We start from the raw sequence: 20526 nt of genomic DNA on the forward strand, positions 1-20526 counted from the left end.
ACGTCATTTGACGTACGCAAGAGCAATTGCGACTGGAGAACGATTCTTGCTTCCGCTTCAGAAAGGGGTCTGATTGACACCTGAGGCACGCACCAAAAGGAGAGCGCATGAACAGCGCACCCCAACGCATCTTCCGCATCCGTCGCGACTACAACTCCTGGGTCGCTAATGAAACCATGGAGGACTATGCGCTGCGCTATACGCCACATAGCGCGCGCAAGTGGAGCGAATTCCGTGTGGCAAACACTGCCTTCGGCGGCATATCTTTTCTCGCCCTGGAGGCCATAGGCGGCACCATTGCACTGAACTATGGCTTTACCAATGCGCTCTGGGCCATCCTGGTCATGGGCTTGATCACCTTCCTGACCGGCTTCCCCATTGCCGTCTACGCCGCGCGCAACGGCCTGGACATGGACCTGCTCACGCGTGGCGCCGGCTTCGGCTATCTGGGCTCTACGGTCACCTCGCTCATCTACGCCAGCTTCACCTTCATCTTCTTCGCGGTGGAGGCGGCCATCATGGCGCTGGCGCTGCAGTTGGTGTTCGATTGGCCGCTAGTGTGGTGCTACTTGATGTCCGCGCTGGTCGCGCTGCCGCTGGTGCTTCACGGCATCACGCTGATCTCGCGCCTACAGACCTGGACCCAACCGCTGTGGGCGGTGCTATTGCTGTGGCCTTTCCTATGGTTTGCGGTCGAACAGCCAGGGCTCTATCGCGAACTCACTGGTCTGTCCGGCTTAGTCTCGGGTAGCAACGACTTCGACCCGCTGATGTTCGGCAGCGCTACGGCGGTGGCCTTTTCGCTGGTGCTGCAGATCGGCGAACAGGTCGATTTCCTGCGCTTCATGCCCGAGCGCACGCCGGCAAACCGCGGGCGCTGGTGGGGCGGCGTGCTGGTGGCTGGCCCGGGCTGGGTCATGCTGGGCATGCTCAAAATGCTGGGCGGCGCCTTTCTCGCCTTCGTCGCCCTGCAGTACGGTGCCGCGCCGTCGCACGCCGTGGAGCCCACGCAGATGTACTTGGCCGGCTTTAGGCTTTCGCTCGGTAACCCTGAGCTGGCCCTGTGGCTTACAGTACTGTTCGTCGTCGTCTCGCAGATCAAGATCAACGTCACCAACGCCTACGCTGGCTCGCTGGCCTGGTCCAACTTCTTCGCCCGACTAACGCGTAGCCACCCGGGTCGCGTAGTCTGGCTGGTGTTCAACGTCATCATTGGAATGCTGTTGATGACACTGGGCGTGTTCGGCGCGCTGGAGAAGGTGCTGGGCCTGTACAGCAATGTGGCCATTGCCTGGGTTGGCGCCCTCGTCGCCGACCTGGTGATCAACAAGCCGCTCGGCCTGAGCCCAAAGCGCATCGAGTTCCGTCGCGCCTACCTGTACGACCTCAACCCTGTCGGTCTAGGCGCCATGGGCTTGGCCGTGCTGCTGGCTGGTCTGGCCTATGCCGGCGTGCTGGGGGCTACCGCGGCGGCATTCTCTCCTTTCATTGCGCTCTTCACGGCGTTGCTGGCGGCGCCGCTGCTGGCTTGGGCCACCGGTGGGCACTACTACCTCGCGCGCCACGACGCCAGCCCATGGCAGCCCGGTGAGGTGGTGCGCTGCACCGTTTGTGAGAACCAGTTCGAAAGCGCCGACATGGCCACCTGCCCAGCCTATGGCGCACCCATCTGCTCGCTGTGCTGCTCGCTCGAATCGCGCTGCCATGACCGCTGCAAGCACCATGCGCGCGCGACTGATCAGCTGCGCCAGGTCCTGGCGGTGGTGCTGCCGGCTGGCCTGCACCGGCGCTTCAACTTTCGCGTGGCGCAGTACTTCACGGTGTTTTTCTCGCTTACTGCGGTCATGGCCTTCTTGCTTGCGGTGGTCTACATGCAGGAGAGTCTGCAGATGCCGGCCGATGCGCTGCGCGTGCCTTTCATCAAGGCTTTCTCGCTGCTGGCAGTGCTGGCGGCTGTTTGTGCCTGGTGGGTGGTGCTGACCAACGAGAGCCGGCGTATGGCGCAGGACGAATCGGAACGCCAGACGCAACTGCTGCAAAAAGAGATCGACGCCCACCAGCGTACCGACGAGGCACTGCAGAGCGCCAAGGACGCGGCTGAAAACGCCAGCAACGCCAAGACACGTTACGTGGCCGGCATGACGCACGAACTGCGCACGCCGCTCAATAGCATTCTGGGCTATGCGCAGATATTGTTGCGCAAGCCAGAGCTGCGCAGCGACGTGCGCGAGGCCGTCATTACCATCCAGCAGAGTGGCCAGCATATGCATGCGCTGATCGACGGCCTGCTTGACTTAGCGCGCATCGAGGCCGGCCGCTTGCGGTTGGATATGGCGCCGTTACCGTTCCCAGAGTTCCTTTCCGAGCTGGTGCGCATGGTGCGGCCTCAGGCCGAAGGCAAGGGGCTGGCCTTCCGGCTGGAGACCTGCGGTCGCGTGCCCTCCTGGGTGCAAGCAGATGCTAAGCGGCTGCGTCAGATACTCATCAACCTGCTGGGTAATGCGGTGCGGTTCACCCATACCGGCGCCATTGTCTTTCGCGTCGACTGTCGACATGATGTGGTGCGTTTCGAGGTGGAGGACACGGGTATCGGTATCGCCCCGCAGGATCAGGAGCGCATCTTCATGCCCTTCGAGCGCGGAAGCGCCGGCCGCCGCGCCAGCGAGGTCGGTACTGGTCTAGGCCTGACCATTACCCACCTTCTGACCGAACTAATGGGTGGCGAACTGACACTGCGCAGCGAAGTCGGCCAGGGCAGCACCTTCAGCGTACGCCTGTACCTGCGCGAGATCATCGCCCCGGCGCAGAAGACCGTGCGCGACCTGCGCCCCATCGTCGGCTACCTGGCACCCCGGCGCACCCTGCTGGTGGTGGACGACCAACCCATCCAGCGCCAGTTGCTGGCCAGCCTGCTGCTGCCGTTGGGCTTTGCGATGCGCGAGGCCGCCAGCGGGCGCGAGGCGCTGGAGATCCTGCAGAGCGAGTGGCCGGACGCCGTGCTGCTGGACATCAATATGGACGACCTTAACGGCTGGCAGACCGCGCAGCTGATCCGGCGCCAGGTTGGCATCACGCTGCCCATCGTCTTTGTGTCGGCCGACCCGTTCGAAAACCGCCCCGAGTTGTTGGCCGCAGCAGGCTGCCAGGGCTTCGTCAGCAAGCCGGTCATCGAGTCCGAGTTGCTGGACCTGCTGGCGCGCGTGCTGCAACTCGAATGGGTGCATGAGAGCAACCTGCTGCCGCCACTTTCCGACACGCCAGCGGTGGCGCTGGCGACGGGTCCACTGCCGTTGCCCGAGGACCTGCGTATGAATTTGGTGCGCCTGGCCCGACTGGGCAACGCCAGCGGTCTGCGTCAGCTGCTGCGCAGCACCGCCGAGGAAGAACCCGCCATGGCCGACCTGCTGCAAGGTTTGGTCGCTGACGTGGACCGCTTCGACTTCCATGCCCTGATCGATCGCCTGAAAGCAACCGACGATGAATGCTGAACCCGTGACGCCCACCCCCGATGCCATTTCCAGCGTCGTACTGGTAGTAGATGATGCCCCTGACGCCCTGCGCATGCTGTGCGACGCGCTGGCGCAGGAAGGCTACACCGTGCTGGTAGCGCGCGACGCAGCCGAGGCGCTGGAGCGCTTCGAAGTGGCCATACCCGACGCTGTGCTGCTCGACGCCATCATGCCCGGGGACAACGGCTTCATCTTGTGCCGCCGCCTCAAGGCCGAGCCGTCTTGGGCGCATGTGCCGGTGATTTTCATGACCGGCCTGGCTGAGACAGAGCAGATCGTCGAGGGTTTTGCCAGCGGTGGGGTGGACTATGTCGTTAAGCCACTGAAGATTCCAGAGGTACTGGCACGCTTGGCCACCCACCTGCGCAATGCGCACGTCACGCGGTTGGCTCAAGAAGCAGTGGACGTTGCTGGCCTGGGCGTGGTATTACTTGATAGTCAGGGGCGCGTCGCCTGGCGCTCGCCGCAGGCAGTGGCCTGGCTGGAAGCCGCCCTCCGCTCACCACTGGACAATTTGCCAGGGCCTGAGCATCATGCTGCGGCCATGCGCGAATGGCTGCGGCAGGCAGTGGTGCGGGGGAAGACATTGACCGCGCTGTCTGATGGAATGCAGTTGCAGGCGCAGTACTTGGGTCAAACTGGGCCGGGCGAAACCATGATACTTCTGCGCTTGGCTGGTCAGGCGGCCGGTACTACGCACAATCGCCTGTCCAGCGCCGCACTCACCCCGCGCGAGACGGAGGTGCTGTCCTGGTTGGCCAAGGGCAAGACAAACCGCGATATCGCCGACATCCTTGGCATGAGCCCGCGGACTGTGAACAAGCACCTCGAGCACATCTTCGAGAAACTTGGCGTGGAAACCCGCACCGCCGCTGCAGCGGTGGCTATGAGCCGGCTGCAGCGGGCAGGAGAAGCAGGATGAGGTGGGTATTTGTGGATTGGGGCAGCAGAATGCCAGGGCGCATTCAAGCCCCAAGTGCAACCCGGGGCGCAATGGCCGCTAGCGCACAGCGCTTGGCGGCTGCTGCGAGACGCCGGCAGGGAGTTTGAGCACCCATAGCGATTTCCCCCTCTCGCCTCCCCCATCCCGACCACTCCGGCGACCGAATTCTGTCCCTACAACGCCCACACCCGCGGCGCAGTCGCCGGTCGTTGCCAGAAGTGCGCCCGCCAGGCGGCGCGCAGTGCGCGGGCGAGCGCCACGGCGGGCTCGACTTGCGGGGCCAGCAGGCGCGCGAGCAGCAGTTGCGGGTGCGGGCTGGTGGCGCCGGCCGTGGCGGCGAGCGGGTGTGGCGCGATCACGGCGCGTGCAGCGTCCAGCGCTGCTTCGCGCTGCGCCAGGGTCAGGGGCGTGCCGCTGGCAAAAAACACGCTCGCGAGGCAGCCGTGCCCCGCAAGCCCCAGCGGGCTGTGCAGCAGGCGCTGGTCGGCGGCGTCGAGCACCCCGCGCTCGAGCCAGACGCCGGGGATTTCGAGGTGTTGCCGCAAGCGCCCCGCCGCGGCGGGCGGCGAGGGTGCGGCGCCAGATGTGGCATCCGCGGCGGCATCCGCGGCGGCACCAGATGCGCCATCGGGCAGGGCGTGCGGTGCGTGCGCGGGGTCTGGCATCCAGCCCAGCGCCGTCACGTCCCAGCCCAGGCATTGCGCGCCGGGTTCGAGCGTGAGGCAGAGGTGGTTTTCCGCCTCGCAGCCGGGGTAGCACAGGGTTTCGAGCGGCAGCCATTCGAGGCGCGCGCCGGCGTGCAGCCGCAGCTGCGTGACTTGACGGGCCGGCGCGCCAGCGCTGCGGTAAAAGCGCGTGGCGCCGGGGGTGGTGAGCAGGGCGTGCGTGCCGCTGGCCGCATCGACCGTGACCTGCAGCGTATCGCCGCCCACGAGCCCGCCCGGCGGGTGCACGAGCACGTTGTGGCAAATGTCTGCACCTTCGGGGTACAGGCTTTGCAGGATGCGCAGCGGGCCCTGGTGGGCGTAGCGCGCCACCGTGCGCTGCGCCTGCAGGGTGTAGGCCAGGTCTAGCTGGGCGTGCCAGGTCATGCGCGTTTTACTATGGAAGTCAGAGCTGTCAGCGCATGATAGCCGGGCGCGAGCGGCATTTTTGCTGCATTTTTGCGCACTTTGGGGCCTTTGGGGGGCGGTGCTTGCCGGGGGCTGTGCAGCCGCGCGGCGCAGGGGCCCGGCAGGGGCCGATCAGGCTGCGGCGCGCTTGCGCAGCCAGCGCATGCCGGGGCCGAGCAGCGGGAATTTCTCGAAAAGCTCTTCGGCGCTGTCCCAGTAGTCGCGGTGCAAGGTGATGCGGCCTTGTGCGTCGAAACGCAGGTGCGTGGCGCCGTGGATCCGTTCGGGCTGGTGCGCGCGCCAGCGCCGGAAGCGAAAGTGCAGGTCCCAGGTCAAAAAGGCTTGCTGTGCGCCGATGATCTGGTCGATGAAGACGAAGCGCGGCGCGTGCAGCGCCTCGAACATGTGCGCAAAGATGGCGGTGATGGCGGGCACACCCTGCACGTCGTGGAAGGGGTCTTTGAAGCGCGCCTGGGCCGCGTAGTATTGGTCCAGCAGGGGCAGCTGCGCCGGGCCAAAATTGGCAAACAACGCCACCACCCGCGCCGTGGCGTCGTGGGCGTCGTGGGCCTCGCAGGCTGGGGGAGCGGATGCGCTGGCGGTGGGGGGCGGTACGGTGGCGGTCATCGCTGGCGTGTGCGAGATCAAAGTCCGGTGAATCGGTGCACCAGGGCAAAGTACCAGCGGTAGGGCAGCACGCGCAAGAGCTTGAGCACGCAGGTGAAGCGCCGCGGGAAGTGGATGTCGAAAGCGCCACGCTGCCAGCCGCGCACGATGGCCTGGGCCGCTTGCTCGGGAGTGCGCAGCGCGGGCATCGGGAAGGTGTTGCCCGCGGTCATGGGCGTGGCGACGAAGCCCGGGTTGATGATGCTCACCCCCACGCCTTGCGGCCGCAGGTCCAGAAACAGCGTTTCCGCAAGGTGGATCAGCGCGGCCTTGCTCGGGCCGTAGCCCAGGGCGCGGGGCAGGCCGCGCCAGCCGGCCACGCTCGCCACGAAGCTCAGGTGCGGCGCGCGCCCGGTGCGCGCGGCCTGCAGCAGGGCCGGCGTGACGGCGTGCAGCACGTTGAGCGCGCCGAGGTAGTTGACCTGCAGGTGGCGTTGCAGCTCGGCCAGGTCGAGGCGGCTCGCGCGTTGGGCGCGGTAGTAGCCCGCGCAGTAGCAGACCAGGTCGAGGGGGCCCGTGGCGAGCAGTGCTTGCGCGCCAGCGCCCACGGCAGCCGCGTCGGTCACATCGAGCGCGAGCGCAAGGCTGCCGGGGTGGGCGCGCACGAAGTCGTCGAGTGCGGTTCGTTGCCGCGCCGAGACGATGACCTGCGCGCCGCGGGCGTGCAGCAGCTCGGCGGTGGCCCGGCCGATGCCGCTCGAGGCACCGACCAGCCACACGCGTTTGCCGCGCCAGTCGGTGATGGGTGGGTTCAGCGCCATGCTCACTCCTTGCGAAAAGACAGCAGCACCTCACCCAGGCGCACGCCGAACTTGCGCATGGTGGCGCGGTTGAGCAGCACCTGGTCGTCGACCAGAAACATCCAGTCGTCGAACTGCACTTCGTATTCTTTGCCATCCACGGGCAGGCGCAGCGTGTAATTCCAGCGCAAGGCGTTGCCTGCGGCTTCGCCCTGCGCTTGGCCCACGACGTCGTCGGCACGGCCGCTGTAGCGCCCCGGGCCGAGCTTGGTGATGTGCCACACGCGCCGCTGCGTGCTGCCGTCGGAATAGGTGAAGGCTTCGTCGAGCACGCCCTCGTCGCCCTCCCAGTGGCAGTCCATCAGGACGGTGAAGCGCCGCGCCACTTCGCCACTGCGCTTTTGGAAAATGCCGTGCGCGACGACGCGGCCGTTGAAGTAGTGCTCAAGCGCGAGCACGGGGCGCTCCTGGGCGTAGTCCCTGGGTTGCGGGCTGGCGCAGCCTTGCAGCAGCAGCGCGGCGCCCAGGCCGGCGAGCAGCACGGTACGGCGTAAGTTCATGGCAGAGCTCCTTTCGTGGCGTGGCGGGGGGTGCGGGGGGTGGGGCGTATGCACAGCAGGTACAGCAGCGCCGCGGCCAGCAGCTTGAGCGCGCAGGGCAGCAGCGCATACGTCCAGCGCAGCGGCTGCAGCGCCAGCGCCTCGGTGCTGCCCGGCGTGTAGCCCCACCATTGCAAGAGCGGCAGCGCACCCCCTGCGGCGAGGGCGAGGTTGAACTTGGTGGTAAGGCTCCACCAGCCCAGGTATGCGCCTTCCGTGTGGCCCACGGCCCCGGCGCGCGCGACCAGCCCGGCCAGCATCGCGCTGGGCAGCGCCAGATCGGCGCCGAAAGCCACGCCCGTGAGCGCGCATACGACAGCGAAGGACAGCGTCTGCCCGGCACCCAGGGCGGCCGTCCAGCCAAAGCACGCCACGGCCAGCAGCATGGCCGCGAGCCAGCTGCGCGCCAGCCCCCAGCGGCCCACCAGGCGCAACCACAGCGGCAAGCCCAGCGCCGCGCACACGAAATACAACGCCAGAAACAAGGCCACCTCGTCCTCGCGCGCGCGCAGCACGTCCTGGGCAAAAAACAGCATCAGCGCGGCGGGGATGGCGCTGGCCGTGCCATTGCACAAAAAAACCAGCAGCAAACGCCGCATGCGCGCGTCGTGCAGCGGCCGCCACACGCTGGCGCGGGGCGCCGCCGGGGCTGCAGGCGCCCCACCCAGCGGCGCGGGGCGCGGTGCCTGCCACCACAGCAGGTAGCCGCCCGCCAAGGCCAGCCCGAACACGCCGAGCATTCCCGCCGGCCCCCAGGTCAGGGCCAGCGCCGAGGCCGCAACCACGCCGACCAGGGCATGCCCCTCGCGCCACGCGACGATGCGGCTGCGCTGCACGGCGTCGCCGCCGAGCCGCACGCCCCAGGCCTGGTGCGCGAGCGTGAGCTGGCTGTGCGCCACGCTGGTGACAGCCAGGCCCGCGAACATCCAGACCCACAAGCCCCGCGGATCGGTCGGCAGCGGAAAGTAGAGCGCCGTCAGACCCAGCGCCAGCAGCGCCGCCGCGCCACCTGCGATCCCCAGCACCGTGTGCAGGCTGCGCGCATAGAGCTGGTCGCACCAGCGGCCCAGCAGCGGCTCCACGAGCGCATCGCACAGGCGCACCACCATGAGCAGCACGCCGATGCTCGCAAGTGCCAGGCCGTGCTGCTGCGCGTAGCGGTGCGGCAGCACCACGTACATGGGCAGCGCGGCAAACGCGAGCGGCAGGCCCAGCAGGCCGTAGCGCAGTCCGGCGCGCCAATGCACCGCAGCGCGGGCCGCAAAAGGGTGCGGGGGCGGCGCTGCGTTCATGGCGCCACGCGCGCCAGCAAGGCCGCGCGCAAGGAGGGCTCGGACGTCTGCGGCGCGAGCCAGATGCCGAAAAACAGCCGCGCGAGTTCGGGCTCGCGCAGGGTGCCAAGCAGCTGCGGGCCGCGCCACAGCTGCATGCCCTCGCCAGGCAGATAGACGCCGAGGAGCCGGTCGCCGCGCTGCACGTCGGGCAGCAGTTGCGCGAGCATGCGCTCCCAGCGCTGCGCAAGCTCGGGTGGCAGCTTGCGCTGGCGCTGCATTTCCGTGAGTGAGCGCTGGGCGATGGCGGCCGCGCTGAAGGCCCGGTGGTAGTGCAGTTCGAGCGCCAGGGGGTGCGCCTCGAAGCGCTCGGGCGTGAAGCGCGCATCGACCCACAGGCGCGCATCGTAAATCGCCATGCCCAAAAAGCGCATTTGCCCTTCGCCAGCAAGCGTAAGGCGCTCCTGTATTGAAAGCGACTGCAAAGCCAGCGACGGCGCCGCGTCGGCACGCGCCGGGCCGGGCAGTGCGCTCCACCCCAGGGCGCAGAGCACGAGGATTTTGGCTAAAAAATGGCTTTTGCGCATGGCAGACCAGCGTCAGCAGCTATCGAACAAGGAGCTTTCGGGTCATGAAGCGTCGCGCACCAAGGTGAACTGCACCACGTCAATGCTGCGCAGGTCGAACCCCGCCTCGCAATACGCGAGGTAAAACTCCCAGGTGCGCACGAAGCGCGTGTCGAACCCTTGCACGCGCACCGCCTCGCGCGCCTGCGTGAAGCGCTGGTGCCAGCGGCGCAAGGTCTCGGCGTAGTCGGGCCCGAAAGAGAACGCCTCTTGCACGCGCAGCCCAGCCTGTTCCGCGCAGGCCACGAAGCGCTCCTTGCTGGGCAGACAGCCGCCGGGGAAGATGTATTGCTGGATGAAGTCCGTGCCGCGGATGTAGTCCTCGAACAGCGCATCGTCGATCACGATGCTCTGGATGCAGGCTCGCCCGCCCGGGCGCAGCAGGCGCCGCAGCGTGGCGAAATACTCCGGCCAGTAGGCGCGGCCCACGGCTTCGATCATTTCGATCGAGCAGATCGCGTCGTAGGGCCCGTCGGCGATGTCGCGGTAGTCCTGCAAGCGCAACTGCACGCGCGGCGCCACACCGGCCGCCTGCATGCGCGCATGGGCAAACTGCAGCTGCGCTTGCGACAGGGTCACGCCGGTGACCCTGGCCTGGAACTCCTGCGCCGCGAGCTCGGCCAGCGCACCCCAGCCGCAGCCGATTTCGAGCAGCTGGGCGCCGGGCTCGACGCCCGCGCTGTGCAGGGCGCGGCGCATTTTGGCGCGCTGCGCGATGGTCAGATCGCCCTGCAAGTCGCCCTCGAACCAGGCGGCGGAATAGTTCATGCTCGGGTCGAGCCAGAGGGCGTAAAAGGCATTGCCCAGGTCGTAGTGCGCGTGGATGTTGCGCCGGCTGCCGGCCTTGGTGTTGCGGTGCAGCCAGTGGCGCAGCCGGTACGCGAGCTGCCCCCACCAGGAGCCATACACCAGCGCTTGGAGCGCGTCGCGGTTGGCCAGCAGCAGCTTGAGCAGCTCGGCCAGGTGCGGCGTGCTCCAGTCTTTGGCGATGTAGCTCTCGGCCAGACCGATGTCGCCTGCGCGCAGCACGGCAGGAAACACGCGCCAATTGGCGAGCTGCATGCGCGCCGTGGGGCCGCCGCCCGGGCCGAAACGCAGCGCGCGGCCGTTGGGCAGCTCCAGGTGCAGGCAACCGTGCTGCATGCGCTCCAACAAACGTAGCGCCTTGCGCGCGACGAATGGGGCTTCGGTCGGGATGGTGCTGTTGTTGACGGAAGTGGCAATGGTGCTGGGCATGGCAAGCGGCCTCAAACAGGATGGGAGCGGGACACCGTTTGCACGGGCGGCGGCGGTTTGCGAAAGAAAGGCACGCGCTTGGCGAGCAGCAGCAGCGCGTGCCAGTGGATGCGCGCGATCACGGCCAGCGTCATGAGCGGATGGCGCCACAGCGCGCGCCGGCGCAGCGCAGCATCGAGCGGCGCAAGGCGCCCCGCGAGCCCCGTGCGCAGCACCGCGCCCTGGGCGTCGTGGTAGTCGATGTGCACGCGCAGCGCGTCGGGCTGGCCAGCGAAGGTGAAGTGGTATGCGCCCTCTACGGGGCAAAACGGCGAGACGTGGAACACCTTGCTCGCCACCAAGGTCTGACTGGGCCGCGGCGCGTCGAGCAGATAGACGTGGCGCTCGCCAAAGGTGTTGTTCACCTCGGCGACGATGGCGCGCAGGCTGCCGTCGGCCCGATGGCAATACCAGAAGCTCACGGGCTTGAAGGCGTAACCCAGCACGCGCGGAAAGCACTGCAGCCAGGCTTCGCCGCTGGCGTCGTGGATGCCTGCCGCGGCCAAAAGCGCGTCAAGCCAGGCGAGCGCGCCGCCCGCGGCGGGACTGCGCCCGTCGCCGTGGTCGGCATCGTGAAACGACAGCGCGCCGCGCCGGTTGTAGGCGAGCACACCGGCCACCTGCGGCCGGGTCTGCAGGGTGCGCATGGGCAGCAGCACGAAGAACACCCGGTAGGCGAAGCGGTGGCGCCGTGGTCGCAGCCGCGTGTGCCACACACGCCCAAAGCCGATGTGCGGCACGGCCGTGGTGGGCAGCGCCGGGGCGGGCCGGGTCGGGGTGCTCATGCGGCCTCCTTGTGCTGCAGACGAGCTAGCATAGCCTGTGCCGCGCGGTAGCCCGACTGCAAGCCGTCTTCGTGAAAGCCGTACCCCGTCCAGGCGCCGCAATACCAGGTGTGTTGCACGCCCTGCAGCTGGGGGATGCGGGCCTGCGCCTCGATGGCGGCGAGGTCGAACACCGGGTGCTCGTAGTCGTACGCACCAAGCACGGTGCGCGGATCGGGCGCGCGCACCGGGTTCAGCGAGACCAGCACCGGCTGCGCGAACGGCAGCGGCTGCAGCCGGTTGAGCCAGTAGTGCAGGCACACCTGCGCAGACTCTTGCCCTGCGTCGGCCGCGCGCTCGTAGTTCCACGCGGCCCAGGCGGCGCGCCGCTGCGGCAGCAGGCGCGCGTCGGTGTGCAGGATGGCGCGGTTGCTCTGGTAGCGGATGGCGCCCAGCACCGCTTGCTCCTGCGCCGTGGGCTGGGCCAGCAGGCGCAGTGCCTGGTCGCTGTGCACGGCCAGCACCACGGCGTCGAAGCGCATGCTGCCGCCAGCGCATTGCAGCTGCACGCCCGCAGCGTCGCGCACGATGCGGCGCACAGGGGTGGACAGGCGCGCATCCAGGCCGGCGACCATTTTGTGTACGTACTGCCGCGCGCCCCCCGCGACCGTCCACCACGCAGGGCGACCCTGAACCTGGATCAGGCCGTGGTTGTGGCAAAAGCGGATCATCGTCGCCACCGGAAAGCGCAGCATCTGCTCGGTCGGGCAGCTCCAGATACAGCCCAGCATGGGCAGCAGGTACCACTGCTGGAACGACGGGCCAAAACCATGCACGCGCAGAAAGTCCGCGAGCGGCTGGCGCAGCGTGTCGCCGTGCTGCGCCGTGGCCACTGCGGTGCACAGGCGGTTGAAGCGCAGAACCTCGCGCAGCATGGCCCAAAAGCGTGGCCGCAGCAGGTTGGCCCGCTGCGCAAAAATGGTCTGCAGGTTGGAGCCGCTCCATTCCAGCGGGCTGCGCCCGCCCGGGCCGGCGCCCGGCACCTGCACCGAAAACGACATGTCGGTGCGCGCAGCAGGAACGTCCAGCGCGCGCAGCAAGGCGATCAGCCCCGGGTAGGTGCGCTCGTTGAACACCAAAAACCCCGTGTCCACCCCGTGGGTCACCGGCTCGCCCCGGGCGTTGGGGAGGCACACGTCCACGGTGTGCGTGTGACCGCCAAAGTAATCCGCCGCCTCGAACAGCGTCACGCGCGCGTGCTGGCGCAGTACGTGGGCGGCGGCCAGACCGGAAATGCCGGAACCGATGATGGCGATGTGCATGGTGTGTGGGTGCAAAAAAGGGCAAGGAGGCAAAAGGCGAACCGCGCTGCGGCGCGAAGCGTCGAGTAGATTGTGTTGGACAAATTTATATTTGTCTAGGACAATAATGCAAAAAGATGATTTTGTCCATGTTATTTTTGTGAAACGCAGGCCGTGTTCTTGGCCCGTGGCCCCTGTACCGAACCAAGGAATTTTTCGTGCCTGATCTTGAGACTGCCGCCATTGCGGCCGCGTTGCCCATAGCCGCCGTGGAGCGTGAGACGGGGCTGGCGAAAGACACCTTGCGCGTGTGGGAGCGGCGCTATGGCTTTCCCCAGCCCTTGCGCGATGCGGCCGGAGACCGGCGCTACCCGCCCGAGCAGGTGCAGCGCCTCAAGCTCATCGCGCGCTTGCTCGATGCGGGGCAGCGGCCGGGCAAGGTCGTCGGGCTGGACAAGCCGGCCCTGCAGGCATTGCTCGCGCGCCTCGAGCGCGCGCAGGTGCGCGCCACGGCGCCAGATGCCGCGCCCGCCGCGGTCGGCTCACGCGAGCCGCGCGAACCGGACGTGCCCCTGGAGCCGTTCACCAGGGCCATCGCCGCACACGAACCGCAGACCTTGCGGCGCCTGCTCGGCCACGCGCTCTCGCGCTTGGGGCTGGCCGTGTTCGTGCGCGCGGTGGTGGCGCCGTTGAACGCTGCCGTGGGCGACGCCTGGGCACAGGGGCGTTTTGAAATTTACGAGGAGCACCTCTACACCGAAGTCGTCACCACGGTGCTGCGGCACGCCCTGGCGGCGCTGCCGCCACCGCCCGAGCCCGGCACGCCCAGGGTGCTGTTGACGACTTTGCCCGGCCAGCTGCATGGCCTGGGGCTGCTGATGGTCGAAGCCCTGCTGGCGCTCGAAGGCTGCAGCTGCATTTCTTTGGGCACGCAAACCCCGCTGAGCGATCTGGTGCAGGCCACGCGCGCGCACCGCGCCGACGTCGTCGCCCTGAGCTTTGCCGACGTACAAGCGGCGGCCCTGGTGCGTGCCAGCGTGCAAACGCTGCGCGCGCAGTTGCCCGCGGCGGTGCAATTGTGGGTGGGGGGCGATTGCGATGCGCTTTATGGGCCCGCGCACACCGGCGTGCATGCCGTGCGCGACCTGGCGCGCCTGCCCGTGCTGGTGCAAAACTGGCGTACCGGCGCAGCCCAGGCGGCTTTGCCGCAGCACCCGCCAGCGACAGCCTAGGAGTAAGCCATGCGGATTTTGCTCACGGGAGGCACGGGGCTGATAGGCCGCGCACTGTGCCGTTTCTGGATCGCGCGTGGGCACGAGGTGCTCGTGTGGAGCCGCCAGAGCGCGCGGGTACCGGCGCTGTGCAGCGGCGCGCAAGGTATTGCCGACTTGGCGGCGCTCGGCAAGGCAGAGGTTTTCGACGCCGTGGTGAACCTGGCCGGCGCACCCATTGCCGACGCCCGCTGGACGGCGGCGCGCCGCGAAACCTTGTGGAACAGCCGGGTGCTGCTCACGCGGCGCCTGGTGGACTGGATGCTGCAACTGCAGCGCCCGCCGGCGGCGCTGCTGTCGGGCTCGGCGGTGGGCTGGTGGGGCGACGCAGGCGAGCGCGAGCTCGACGAGACCAGCGCCGCGGGCGTGCCCGACTTCGGCAGCACCCTGTGCGCAGCCTGGGAGGCCGAGGCGCTGCGTGCGCGCGAGGCTGGGGTGCGCGTGCTGCTGCTGCGCACGGCCGCGGTGCTCGCGGCCGATGGGGGCATGCTGCAGCGCCTGCTGCCGCCGTTTCGCCTGGGGCTGGGCGCGCGCCTGGGCAGCGGGCAGCAGTGGATGCCGTGGATACACATCGACGACATGGTGGCGTGCATCGACTTCTTGCTGCAGAGCGCCGATGGCGCGGGCGTGTTTGCGGCGTGCGCTCCCCAGCCCGTGCGCAACGCCGAATTCACGCAAGCGCTGGCGCGCGCCGTGCATCGCCCCGCGCTGCTGGCCGTGCCTGCCTGGGCGTTGCGCCTGGCGCTCGGGGAGATGGCCGTTTTGCTGCTGGGCAGCCAGCGGCTGCAGCCCGTGCGCACCCTGCAGGCGGGCTACCGCTACCGTTACCCTGAACTCGATGGGGCGCTTGCCCAGTTGCTGCGCCGTTGAGGCCACCGGCGCGGCTCAGCCGCCCTGCGTGCCGCGGTGCGCCCAGGCGGTGGTGTGCTTTTCCACCAGGCTGAAGAGTTCATACATCACCATGGCCATGGCGCCGACCACGATCAGGCCCGCAAAGGCCAGGCCCATCTGCATGGACGAGCCTGCGGAGACGAGCAGGTAGCCTATGCCTTCGTTCGCGGCGGTCATCTCGCTTACCGTGGTGCCCACGAAGGCGAGCGTGATCGCCACCTTGAGCGAGGCGTAAAAGTACGGCAGCGAGCGCGGCAGGCCGACCTTCACGAGCACGTCCCAGCGGCGCGCGCCGAGCACGCGCAGAACGTCTTCGAGCTCGGGCTCGAGCGTGGCCAGGCCCGTGGCGATGTTCACCATGATGGGGAAGAAGCTGATCAAAAACGCCGTGAGGATGGCCGGCCCCGCGCCTATGCCGAACCACACCACGAGAATGGGCACGAAGGCCGCCTTGGGCAGCGCATTGAACGCCGTCATCAGCGGGTACAGCGCCGCGTAGGCCAGGCGCGAGCTGCCGATCACGAAGCCCAGCAGCACGCCCACGACGATGGCCAGACCAAAGCCCGCCATGGTGACCCAGAAGGTGCGCCAGGCGTGGCCCGCGATCACGTCGCCAAACTGCACGAGCTGCGTGGCGATGCTCCAGGGGCTGGGGAAGATGAATTCCGACACGGCCAGCGCCGCGCAGAGCACTTGCCACAGCAGCACGATGGCCGCGAGCAGCAGCCACGGTGCCCAGCGTTCCACGGTTTTTTGGTGCATGGGGGGCCTCTCGTCGGTGGTTGGACTTACTGCGCCAGCGCAGCGCCGGCACCGTTTTGGCGCAGCGCGCCGATGCGCCCGCGCAGCTCGTGCACGATGTCGGTGAATTCCTTGGTGTAGGTGACCTCGAGCGGGCGCGGGCGCGGCAGCGGGATGGTTTTTTGCGCCACGAAGCGGCCCGGGCTCTTGCTCATCACGTACACGGTGTCGGCCAGAAAGACCGACTCGCGCAGGTCGTGCGTGACCAGGATGACGTTGAAGCGCTGCTCCGTCCAGAGGTCGCGTAGCGTGCACCAGAGCTCCTCGCGCGTGAAGGCGTCGAGCGCGCCGAAGGGCTCGTCGAGCAGCAGCATCTGCGGCTCGTGGATCAGCGCGCGGCAGATGCTCGCGCGCTGCTGCATGCCGCCCGAGAGCTGCCAGGGATATTTGTGCTCGTAGCCGGCCAGCCCCACCTTGTGCAGCAGGGCGCGGGCGCGCTCCTCAAATTCTTTGCGTTTTTGCCGGAACTGGCTGCGGTACGGGGCGACGATTTCGAGCGGCAGCAGCACGTTGTCCAGCGTGCTGCGCCAGGGCAGCAGCGAGGGCGCCTGAAACGCCATGCCCGAAATTTTGAGCGGCCCCGTGACGGGCTGGCCGGCCACGCGGATCTTGCCCATGCTGGGCTGGCGCAGGCCGGTGGTGAGCTTCATGAAGGTGGACTTGCCGCAACCCGAGGGCCCGACGATGGCGATGAAGGCGCCGCGTGGCACCTGCAGATCGATGGCTTCGACCGCGAATTGGTTTTGCGCGCGCAGCGCGTCGCTGTAGGCGAGCCAGACGTCGCGGAATTCGATGAAAGCGGTGTTTTCTGGCTGCATTTTTGGGTGTCAAATAAGGTTTTGGCGCTTGATTGGTCAGCGCAAGCAGCTATCGAAAGTCAATCCGAAAAAGTGAGCAAGCCGGGGCATGGATGCCGTACATGCACAGGTCCCTGCACCCGCACCCGTAGCTGCACGGCTCACTTGCGCGGCAGCACGTCGAGCTCGGCCGCGGGCGGCAGAAAACTGCCGTTCCACACGGCCGCCGGGTCCACGCGCGTCTTGGTGCGGTAGGCGTCGGACACCTGCGAGGCCATGAGCGACAGGCGCGCGGGCCGCACCTGGCCAAAGCCCTCGGCGCGCGCGTCGGGGCTGTTGACCACGGTGTCTATGGCCAGCTGCAGGCGCCGCGTTTCGAGCGCCACGTTGACGATGCCGTCGCGCGCCTTCACGGCTGCGATGGCCGCGGCGGGCTGCGCGATCACCTCCTTGGCGCCGCGTGCGAAGGCGCGCAAAAACGCCTTGACCGCAGCCGGGTTCTCGGCGATAAGCCTGGGGCTCGCAATGATTGCGTTGCCGTAGAGCTTGACGCCCCAGTCGGCGTAGGGCAGCACCAGCACGTCAGCGGGCTTGGCGCCGCGCGCCTCGAGGTTGAGCAGCGAGGTGAAGGTAAACCCGGTGATCGCATCGACGTCGCCGCGCACCAGCATGGTTTCGCGCAGCGGCGGGTCCATGGTGATCCACTGCACTTCGCCCACGTGGTTGGCCTGGGCAAAGATCGGAAAGGCGCGTCGCCCCGCATCGAACACGGGCGCACCGAGCTTCCTGCCCGTGAGGTCGGCGGGCTTGGCAATGCCGCTTTTCTTGAGCGCCATGACCGAGGCGGGCGTGTTGTTGTAAACCATCATCACGGCCACGGGCTTGTTGGGCGCGTCAGGGTTGTTGGCGTGGAACTCCATCAGCGCGGCCAGGTCGGCAAAGCCCATGTCGTAGCTGCCCGAGGCCACGCGCTGCACCGCCCCGCCCGAGCCGCTGCCCGCGTCCACGCTCACGTCCAGCCCTGCGGCTTGGAAGTAGCCCTTGGCCACAGGGTGCAAAAAGAACGCTGCCGGGCCTTCAAAGCGCCAGTCGAGCTGGAATTTGAGCGGCGTGGGCGTGCGCGCTGGTGACTGCGCTTGGGCCCAGCGGGCTGCACCCGTCATGAGCAGGGCGGCCTGAAGTAACGATCGTCTGTGCATGGTGCATCTTTCTTAGCCAACGGAACACATGGTTCCGATCAGCAAGAAAGATGCCTGCGTCGCCCGGACAGCTCCGGGCAAGCGCCGCAAAGTTTGCGGAAGTCCCGTCAACGATTCTTGAATATCGGCTTGCGCTTGTTCAGGAAGGCGTCCATGCCTTCCTTCTGGTCTTCGGTGGCGAACAGGCCGTGGAACAGGCGGCGCTCGAACATCAGGCCGTCGCTGAGGGTGCTCTCGAACGCGCGGTTCACCGATTCCTTGGCGGCCATGGCGGCCACCTGCGAGAGGTCGGCAATGGTGAGCGCCGCGCCCAGGGCTTCCTCCATCAGTTTGTCCAGCGGCACCACGCGGCTCACCAGGCCCGCGCGCTCGGCCTCGGTGGCGTCCATCATGCGGCCCGTGAGCACCATGTCCATGGTCTTGGACTTGCCCACGGCGCGCGGCAGGCGCTGCGTGCCGCCCGCGCCCGGGATCACGCCGAGCTTGATCTCGGGCTGGCCGAACTTGGCGTTGTCGGCCGCGATGATGAAGTCGCACATCATCGCGAGCTCGCAGCCGCCGCCGAGCGCAAAGCCGCTCACCGCGCCAATCACGGGCTTGCGCACGCTGCGAATCGTCTCCCAGTTGCGCGTGATGAAGTCGCCCTTGTAGGCATCGACGAAGCTGTATTTGGCCATGCCGGGGATGTCGGCGCCCGCGGCAAAGGCTTTTTCGCTGCCCGTGAGGATGATGCAGCCGATCTTCTCGTCCGCGTCGAAGGCCTTGAGCGCGTGGCCCAGCTCGTCCATGAGCTGGTCGCTGAGCGCGTTGAGCTGTTTGGGGCGATTCAAGGTGATGATGCCGACCTTGTCGGCCTCGGTGCGCACGAGGATGGTTTCGTAGTTCATGGAGGCTCCTTGGGTTCCGTGGAAAGGGAAGGAAAAGCGGGGCGGCGCAAACTATAGCGGCGAACCGAGCCAGCGCCCCAGCGCCGCGCCGTCGGCCACGCTGAGGCGGAAGGTGTCGGGCGGCGCGCCGCTGCCATCGGGCAAGCCGAGCGGCAGGCGCAGCAGGCGCCCGTCGCGCGCGACCAGGGCCGTGAGCTCGCGCGCAGCGCCGGCCAGCAGCGGCAGCTCGTCCAGCCGCGCAAGGCGCCACCCCTGGCCCTGCACCTCCACGCCCAGCCATTCGTCGCCCGCCGCCATGCCGGCCTGCTCGGCCGCGCCGTGGCGCAGCACGGTCTTGATCTGCACGCTATGGTTTTCGCTAACACGCAGGCCCAGGCGCTGGGCGATCTGCGGCGTTTCGGCCTGCATGCGCACGCCGTGCGCGGCGAGCAGTTCGGCCAGCGGCAGCTCGTCGGTGCCGTGCACCCAGGCGTCGAGCTCGGGCGCAAACGAGCGCCCGCCGAGCTCGGCGAGCACCGCGCGCAGATCGTCCTCGCGCATGGGGCCGCCCGCGCAGCGCTGCCACAGCGCGCGCAGCACGGCGTCGAGCGTCGTGCGGCCCTCGCGGCGCAGCGTGAGATCCAGGCACAGCGCCACGAGCGCGCCCTTGGCGTAGTAGCTCACGGTAGCGTTGGGTGTGTTCTCGTCGGGGCGGTAATACTTGATCCAGGCGTCGAAGCTCGCCTGCGCCACGCTTTGCACGCTGCGCCCCGGCGCCTGCGTTACCTGGTGGATGGTCTGCGTGAGCTGCTTGAGGTAGGCGGCGTCGTCGATCAGGCCCGCGCGGCGCAGCAGCAGGTCGTCGTAGTAGCTCGTGAAGCCCTCGAAGAACCACAGCAGCTCGGTGTAGTTTTCGCGGTCATAGTCGTAGCGCGCAAACTCCGCGGGGCGCAGGCGCTTGACGTTCCAGGTGTGGAAGTATTCGTGGCTGATGAGGCCCAAGAGGCGCGTGTAGTCCTCGCTGGGTTTGGCGGTCTGGTCGGCCTGGGCGGCTGGCGCGGCCAGGGCGTCGCAGCGGCGCGGCAGCGCACGCCGGCTGCACACCAGCGCGGTGCTGTGGCGGTGCTCGAGCCCGCCGTAGCCATCGTGCATGGCATGCAGCATGAAGAGGTAATGCGTGTGCGGCGGCGCGGCCTCGCCATGCCACAGGCGGATGGCCGCTGCGCAGATTTTTTGCGTGTCGGCAAGTAGGCGTTCGCCGTCGAACGCGGGCGCGGCACCGCTCACCACGAAGCGGTGCGGCACGCCGCAGGCAGTGAATGCACCGCTCCAAAAATCGCCCATTTCCACGGGGCTGTCCACGAGCTCGTCGTAGTCGCCTGCGCGGTACACGCCAAAGCCCGCGGCATCGACCTGCACGGGGGCGAGCGCCGTGGCCAGGCGCCAGTCGGGCGGGGCCGCCGCGCGCAGCACTTCGAGCGTGTGCACGGCCGCCTCCTGTCCCACGACGCGCAGGCACAGGCTGGTGCCGTTGAAAAAGCCGCGCGCCGCATCGAGCCAGGCCGCGCGCACCGACGGGTCGTAGGCGCAGACCTCGTAGCGCAGCGTGAGCGGCGCCCCGCTGCGGCACGTGGCGCGCCAGCGGTGTTTGTCGAGCTGCGTGAGCGGCACGGGCGTGTCGCCCTGCTGCGCCTGCAGACGCTGCAGGTTCTTGGAAAACTCGCGCACCAGGTAGCTGCCCGGAATCCACACCGGCAACGCGAATTCCTGCGCCGCTTGCGGCGCGGCCACGCTGAGCGTGACCGTGAACAGGTGCGCGTGCAGGTCGGCGGGGGCGATGCAGTAGTGGACGGCGGCGCTGGCGCTGGGGTCGGTGGCGGCGGGCATGGCGGCTT

18 protein-coding genes are annotated in these 20526 nt (G+C 68.1%); 4 read left to right on the top strand and 14 right to left on the bottom strand.

Features of this window, described 5'->3' with window-relative positions:
- Positions 1-107 precede the first annotated feature (107 nt).
- Both DFR45_RS05000 and DFR45_RS05005 read left to right on the top strand, forming a co-directional pair.
- Entirely contained in the window at positions 108-3488 is a 3381-nt protein-coding gene (locus DFR45_RS05000; RefSeq protein ID WP_114482575.1) for a hybrid sensor histidine kinase/response regulator, read from the top strand.
- Positions 3478-4431 (top strand): response regulator transcription factor, encoded by a 954-nt coding sequence (locus DFR45_RS05005; RefSeq protein ID WP_114482576.1) that lies wholly within the window; start codon positions 3478-3480, stop codon positions 4429-4431. Before DFR45_RS05000 ends, DFR45_RS05005 begins: the two co-directional genes overlap by 11 nt.
- A gap of 194 nt (positions 4432-4625) precedes the next feature.
- Here DFR45_RS05005 and DFR45_RS05010 read toward each other — a convergent pair whose 3' ends face one another.
- The 9 genes from DFR45_RS05010 to DFR45_RS05050 form a co-directional block, all read right to left on the bottom strand.
- Entirely contained in the window at positions 4626-5543 is a 918-nt protein-coding gene (locus tag DFR45_RS05010; protein ID WP_114482577.1) for an urease accessory protein UreD, read from the bottom strand.
- A 153-nt stretch (positions 5544-5696) separates the two neighbouring features.
- A complete protein-coding gene (locus DFR45_RS05015) occupies positions 5697-6191 on the bottom strand; it encodes a nuclear transport factor 2 family protein (RefSeq protein WP_114482578.1) in 495 nt (164 codons plus the stop codon).
- A 17-nt stretch (positions 6192-6208) separates the two neighbouring features.
- On the bottom strand, positions 6209-6991 hold the full coding sequence (locus tag DFR45_RS05020) for an SDR family NAD(P)-dependent oxidoreductase (protein WP_114482579.1): 783 nt from the start codon (positions 6989-6991) through the stop codon (positions 6209-6211).
- Positions 6992-6993: 2 nt separating this feature from the next.
- Positions 6994-7530, bottom strand: coding sequence for a DUF3833 domain-containing protein (locus tag DFR45_RS05025; RefSeq protein WP_114482580.1), 537 nt, complete (start codon positions 7528-7530; stop codon positions 6994-6996).
- Complete coding sequence (locus DFR45_RS05030; RefSeq protein WP_114482581.1) at positions 7527-8861, bottom strand: MFS transporter; 1335 nt, start codon at positions 8859-8861, stop codon at positions 7527-7529. The genes DFR45_RS05025 and DFR45_RS05030 overlap by 4 nt, the downstream gene beginning before the upstream one ends.
- Positions 8858-9427 (bottom strand): chalcone isomerase family protein, encoded by a 570-nt coding sequence (locus tag DFR45_RS05035; protein ID WP_114482582.1) that lies wholly within the window; start codon positions 9425-9427, stop codon positions 8858-8860. The genes DFR45_RS05030 and DFR45_RS05035 overlap by 4 nt, the downstream gene beginning before the upstream one ends.
- Positions 9428-9469: 42 nt before the next feature.
- Positions 9470-10702, bottom strand: coding sequence for an SAM-dependent methyltransferase (locus DFR45_RS05040; protein WP_114482583.1), 1233 nt, complete (start codon positions 10700-10702; stop codon positions 9470-9472).
- 11 nt (positions 10703-10713) lie between these two features.
- Positions 10714-11526 (bottom strand): DUF1365 domain-containing protein, encoded by an 813-nt coding sequence (locus DFR45_RS05045; protein ID WP_114482584.1) that lies wholly within the window; start codon positions 11524-11526, stop codon positions 10714-10716.
- Positions 11523-12827, bottom strand: a complete 1305-nt coding sequence (locus DFR45_RS05050; RefSeq protein WP_114482585.1) for an NAD(P)/FAD-dependent oxidoreductase — start codon at positions 12825-12827, stop codon at positions 11523-11525. Before DFR45_RS05050 ends, DFR45_RS05045 begins: the two co-directional genes overlap by 4 nt.
- Before the next feature lie 197 nt (positions 12828-13024).
- On the opposite strand from DFR45_RS05050, the gene DFR45_RS05055 reads away from it, so the two are divergent.
- Together DFR45_RS05055 and DFR45_RS05060 are read left to right on the top strand one after the other, a co-directional pair.
- The gene (locus tag DFR45_RS05055; protein ID WP_114482586.1) at positions 13025-14038 is read left to right on the top strand and encodes a MerR family transcriptional regulator; all 1014 of its coding nucleotides are present in this window, start codon (positions 13025-13027) and stop codon (positions 14036-14038) included.
- Between the two features lie 9 nt (positions 14039-14047).
- Complete coding sequence (locus DFR45_RS05060) at positions 14048-14947, top strand: TIGR01777 family oxidoreductase (protein WP_114482587.1); 900 nt, start codon at positions 14048-14050, stop codon at positions 14945-14947.
- Between the two features lie 15 nt (positions 14948-14962).
- On the opposite strand, the gene DFR45_RS05065 is transcribed toward DFR45_RS05060, so the two are convergent.
- The 5 genes from DFR45_RS05065 to DFR45_RS05085 form a co-directional block, all read right to left on the bottom strand.
- Complete coding sequence (locus DFR45_RS05065) at positions 14963-15730, bottom strand: ABC transporter permease (RefSeq protein ID WP_114482588.1); 768 nt, start codon at positions 15728-15730, stop codon at positions 14963-14965.
- Positions 15731-15756: 26 nt separating this feature from the next.
- The gene (locus DFR45_RS05070; RefSeq protein ID WP_114482589.1) at positions 15757-16587 is read right to left on the bottom strand and encodes an ABC transporter ATP-binding protein; all 831 of its coding nucleotides are present in this window, start codon (positions 16585-16587) and stop codon (positions 15757-15759) included.
- Positions 16588-16727: 140 nt separating this feature from the next.
- Entirely contained in the window at positions 16728-17765 is a 1038-nt protein-coding gene (locus tag DFR45_RS05075) for an ABC transporter substrate-binding protein (RefSeq protein WP_114482590.1), read from the bottom strand.
- A 107-nt stretch (positions 17766-17872) separates the two neighbouring features.
- Complete coding sequence (locus tag DFR45_RS05080) at positions 17873-18652, bottom strand: enoyl-CoA hydratase (RefSeq protein ID WP_114482591.1); 780 nt, start codon at positions 18650-18652, stop codon at positions 17873-17875.
- 51 nt (positions 18653-18703) lie between these two features.
- Entirely contained in the window at positions 18704-20518 is a 1815-nt protein-coding gene (locus DFR45_RS05085; protein ID WP_114482713.1) for a M61 family metallopeptidase, read from the bottom strand.
- Between the last annotated feature and the right edge of the window lie 8 nt (positions 20519-20526).

Source organism: Extensimonas vulgaris, from assembly GCF_003337425.1.
Taxonomy (GTDB): domain Bacteria; phylum Pseudomonadota; class Gammaproteobacteria; order Burkholderiales; family Burkholderiaceae_C; genus Extensimonas; species Extensimonas vulgaris.

Bases quoted from the DNA above. Each gene is read 5' to 3' on its own strand.
- DFR45_RS05000 (WP_114482575.1), top strand. From the start codon at position 108: ATGAACAGCGCACCCCAACGCATCTTCCGCATCCGTCGCGACTACAAC.
- DFR45_RS05005 (WP_114482576.1), top strand. From the start codon at position 3,478: ATGAATGCTGAACCCGTGACGCCCACCCCCGATGCCATTTCCAGCGTC.
- DFR45_RS05010 (WP_114482577.1), bottom strand. From the start codon at position 5,543: ATGACCTGGCACGCCCAGCTAGACCTGGCCTACACCCTGCAGGCGCAG.
- DFR45_RS05015 (WP_114482578.1), bottom strand. From the start codon at position 6,191: ATGACCGCCACCGTACCGCCCCCCACCGCCAGCGCATCCGCTCCCCCA.
- DFR45_RS05020 (WP_114482579.1), bottom strand. From the start codon at position 6,991: ATGGCGCTGAACCCACCCATCACCGACTGGCGCGGCAAACGCGTGTGG.
- DFR45_RS05025 (WP_114482580.1), bottom strand. From the start codon at position 7,530: ATGAACTTACGCCGTACCGTGCTGCTCGCCGGCCTGGGCGCCGCGCTG.
- DFR45_RS05030 (WP_114482581.1), bottom strand. From the start codon at position 8,861: ATGAACGCAGCGCCGCCCCCGCACCCTTTTGCGGCCCGCGCTGCGGTG.
- DFR45_RS05035 (WP_114482582.1), bottom strand. From the start codon at position 9,427: ATGCGCAAAAGCCATTTTTTAGCCAAAATCCTCGTGCTCTGCGCCCTG.
- DFR45_RS05040 (WP_114482583.1), bottom strand. From the start codon at position 10,702: ATGCCCAGCACCATTGCCACTTCCGTCAACAACAGCACCATCCCGACC.
- DFR45_RS05045 (WP_114482584.1), bottom strand. From the start codon at position 11,526: ATGAGCACCCCGACCCGGCCCGCCCCGGCGCTGCCCACCACGGCCGTG.
- DFR45_RS05050 (WP_114482585.1), bottom strand. From the start codon at position 12,827: ATGCACATCGCCATCATCGGTTCCGGCATTTCCGGTCTGGCCGCCGCC.
- DFR45_RS05060 (WP_114482587.1), top strand. From the start codon at position 14,048: ATGCGGATTTTGCTCACGGGAGGCACGGGGCTGATAGGCCGCGCACTG.
- DFR45_RS05065 (WP_114482588.1), bottom strand. From the start codon at position 15,730: ATGCACCAAAAAACCGTGGAACGCTGGGCACCGTGGCTGCTGCTCGCG.
- DFR45_RS05070 (WP_114482589.1), bottom strand. From the start codon at position 16,587: ATGCAGCCAGAAAACACCGCTTTCATCGAATTCCGCGACGTCTGGCTC.
- DFR45_RS05075 (WP_114482590.1), bottom strand. From the start codon at position 17,765: ATGCACAGACGATCGTTACTTCAGGCCGCCCTGCTCATGACGGGTGCA.
- DFR45_RS05080 (WP_114482591.1), bottom strand. From the start codon at position 18,652: ATGAACTACGAAACCATCCTCGTGCGCACCGAGGCCGACAAGGTCGGC.
- DFR45_RS05085 (WP_114482713.1), bottom strand. From the start codon at position 20,518: ATGCCCGCCGCCACCGACCCCAGCGCCAGCGCCGCCGTCCACTACTGC.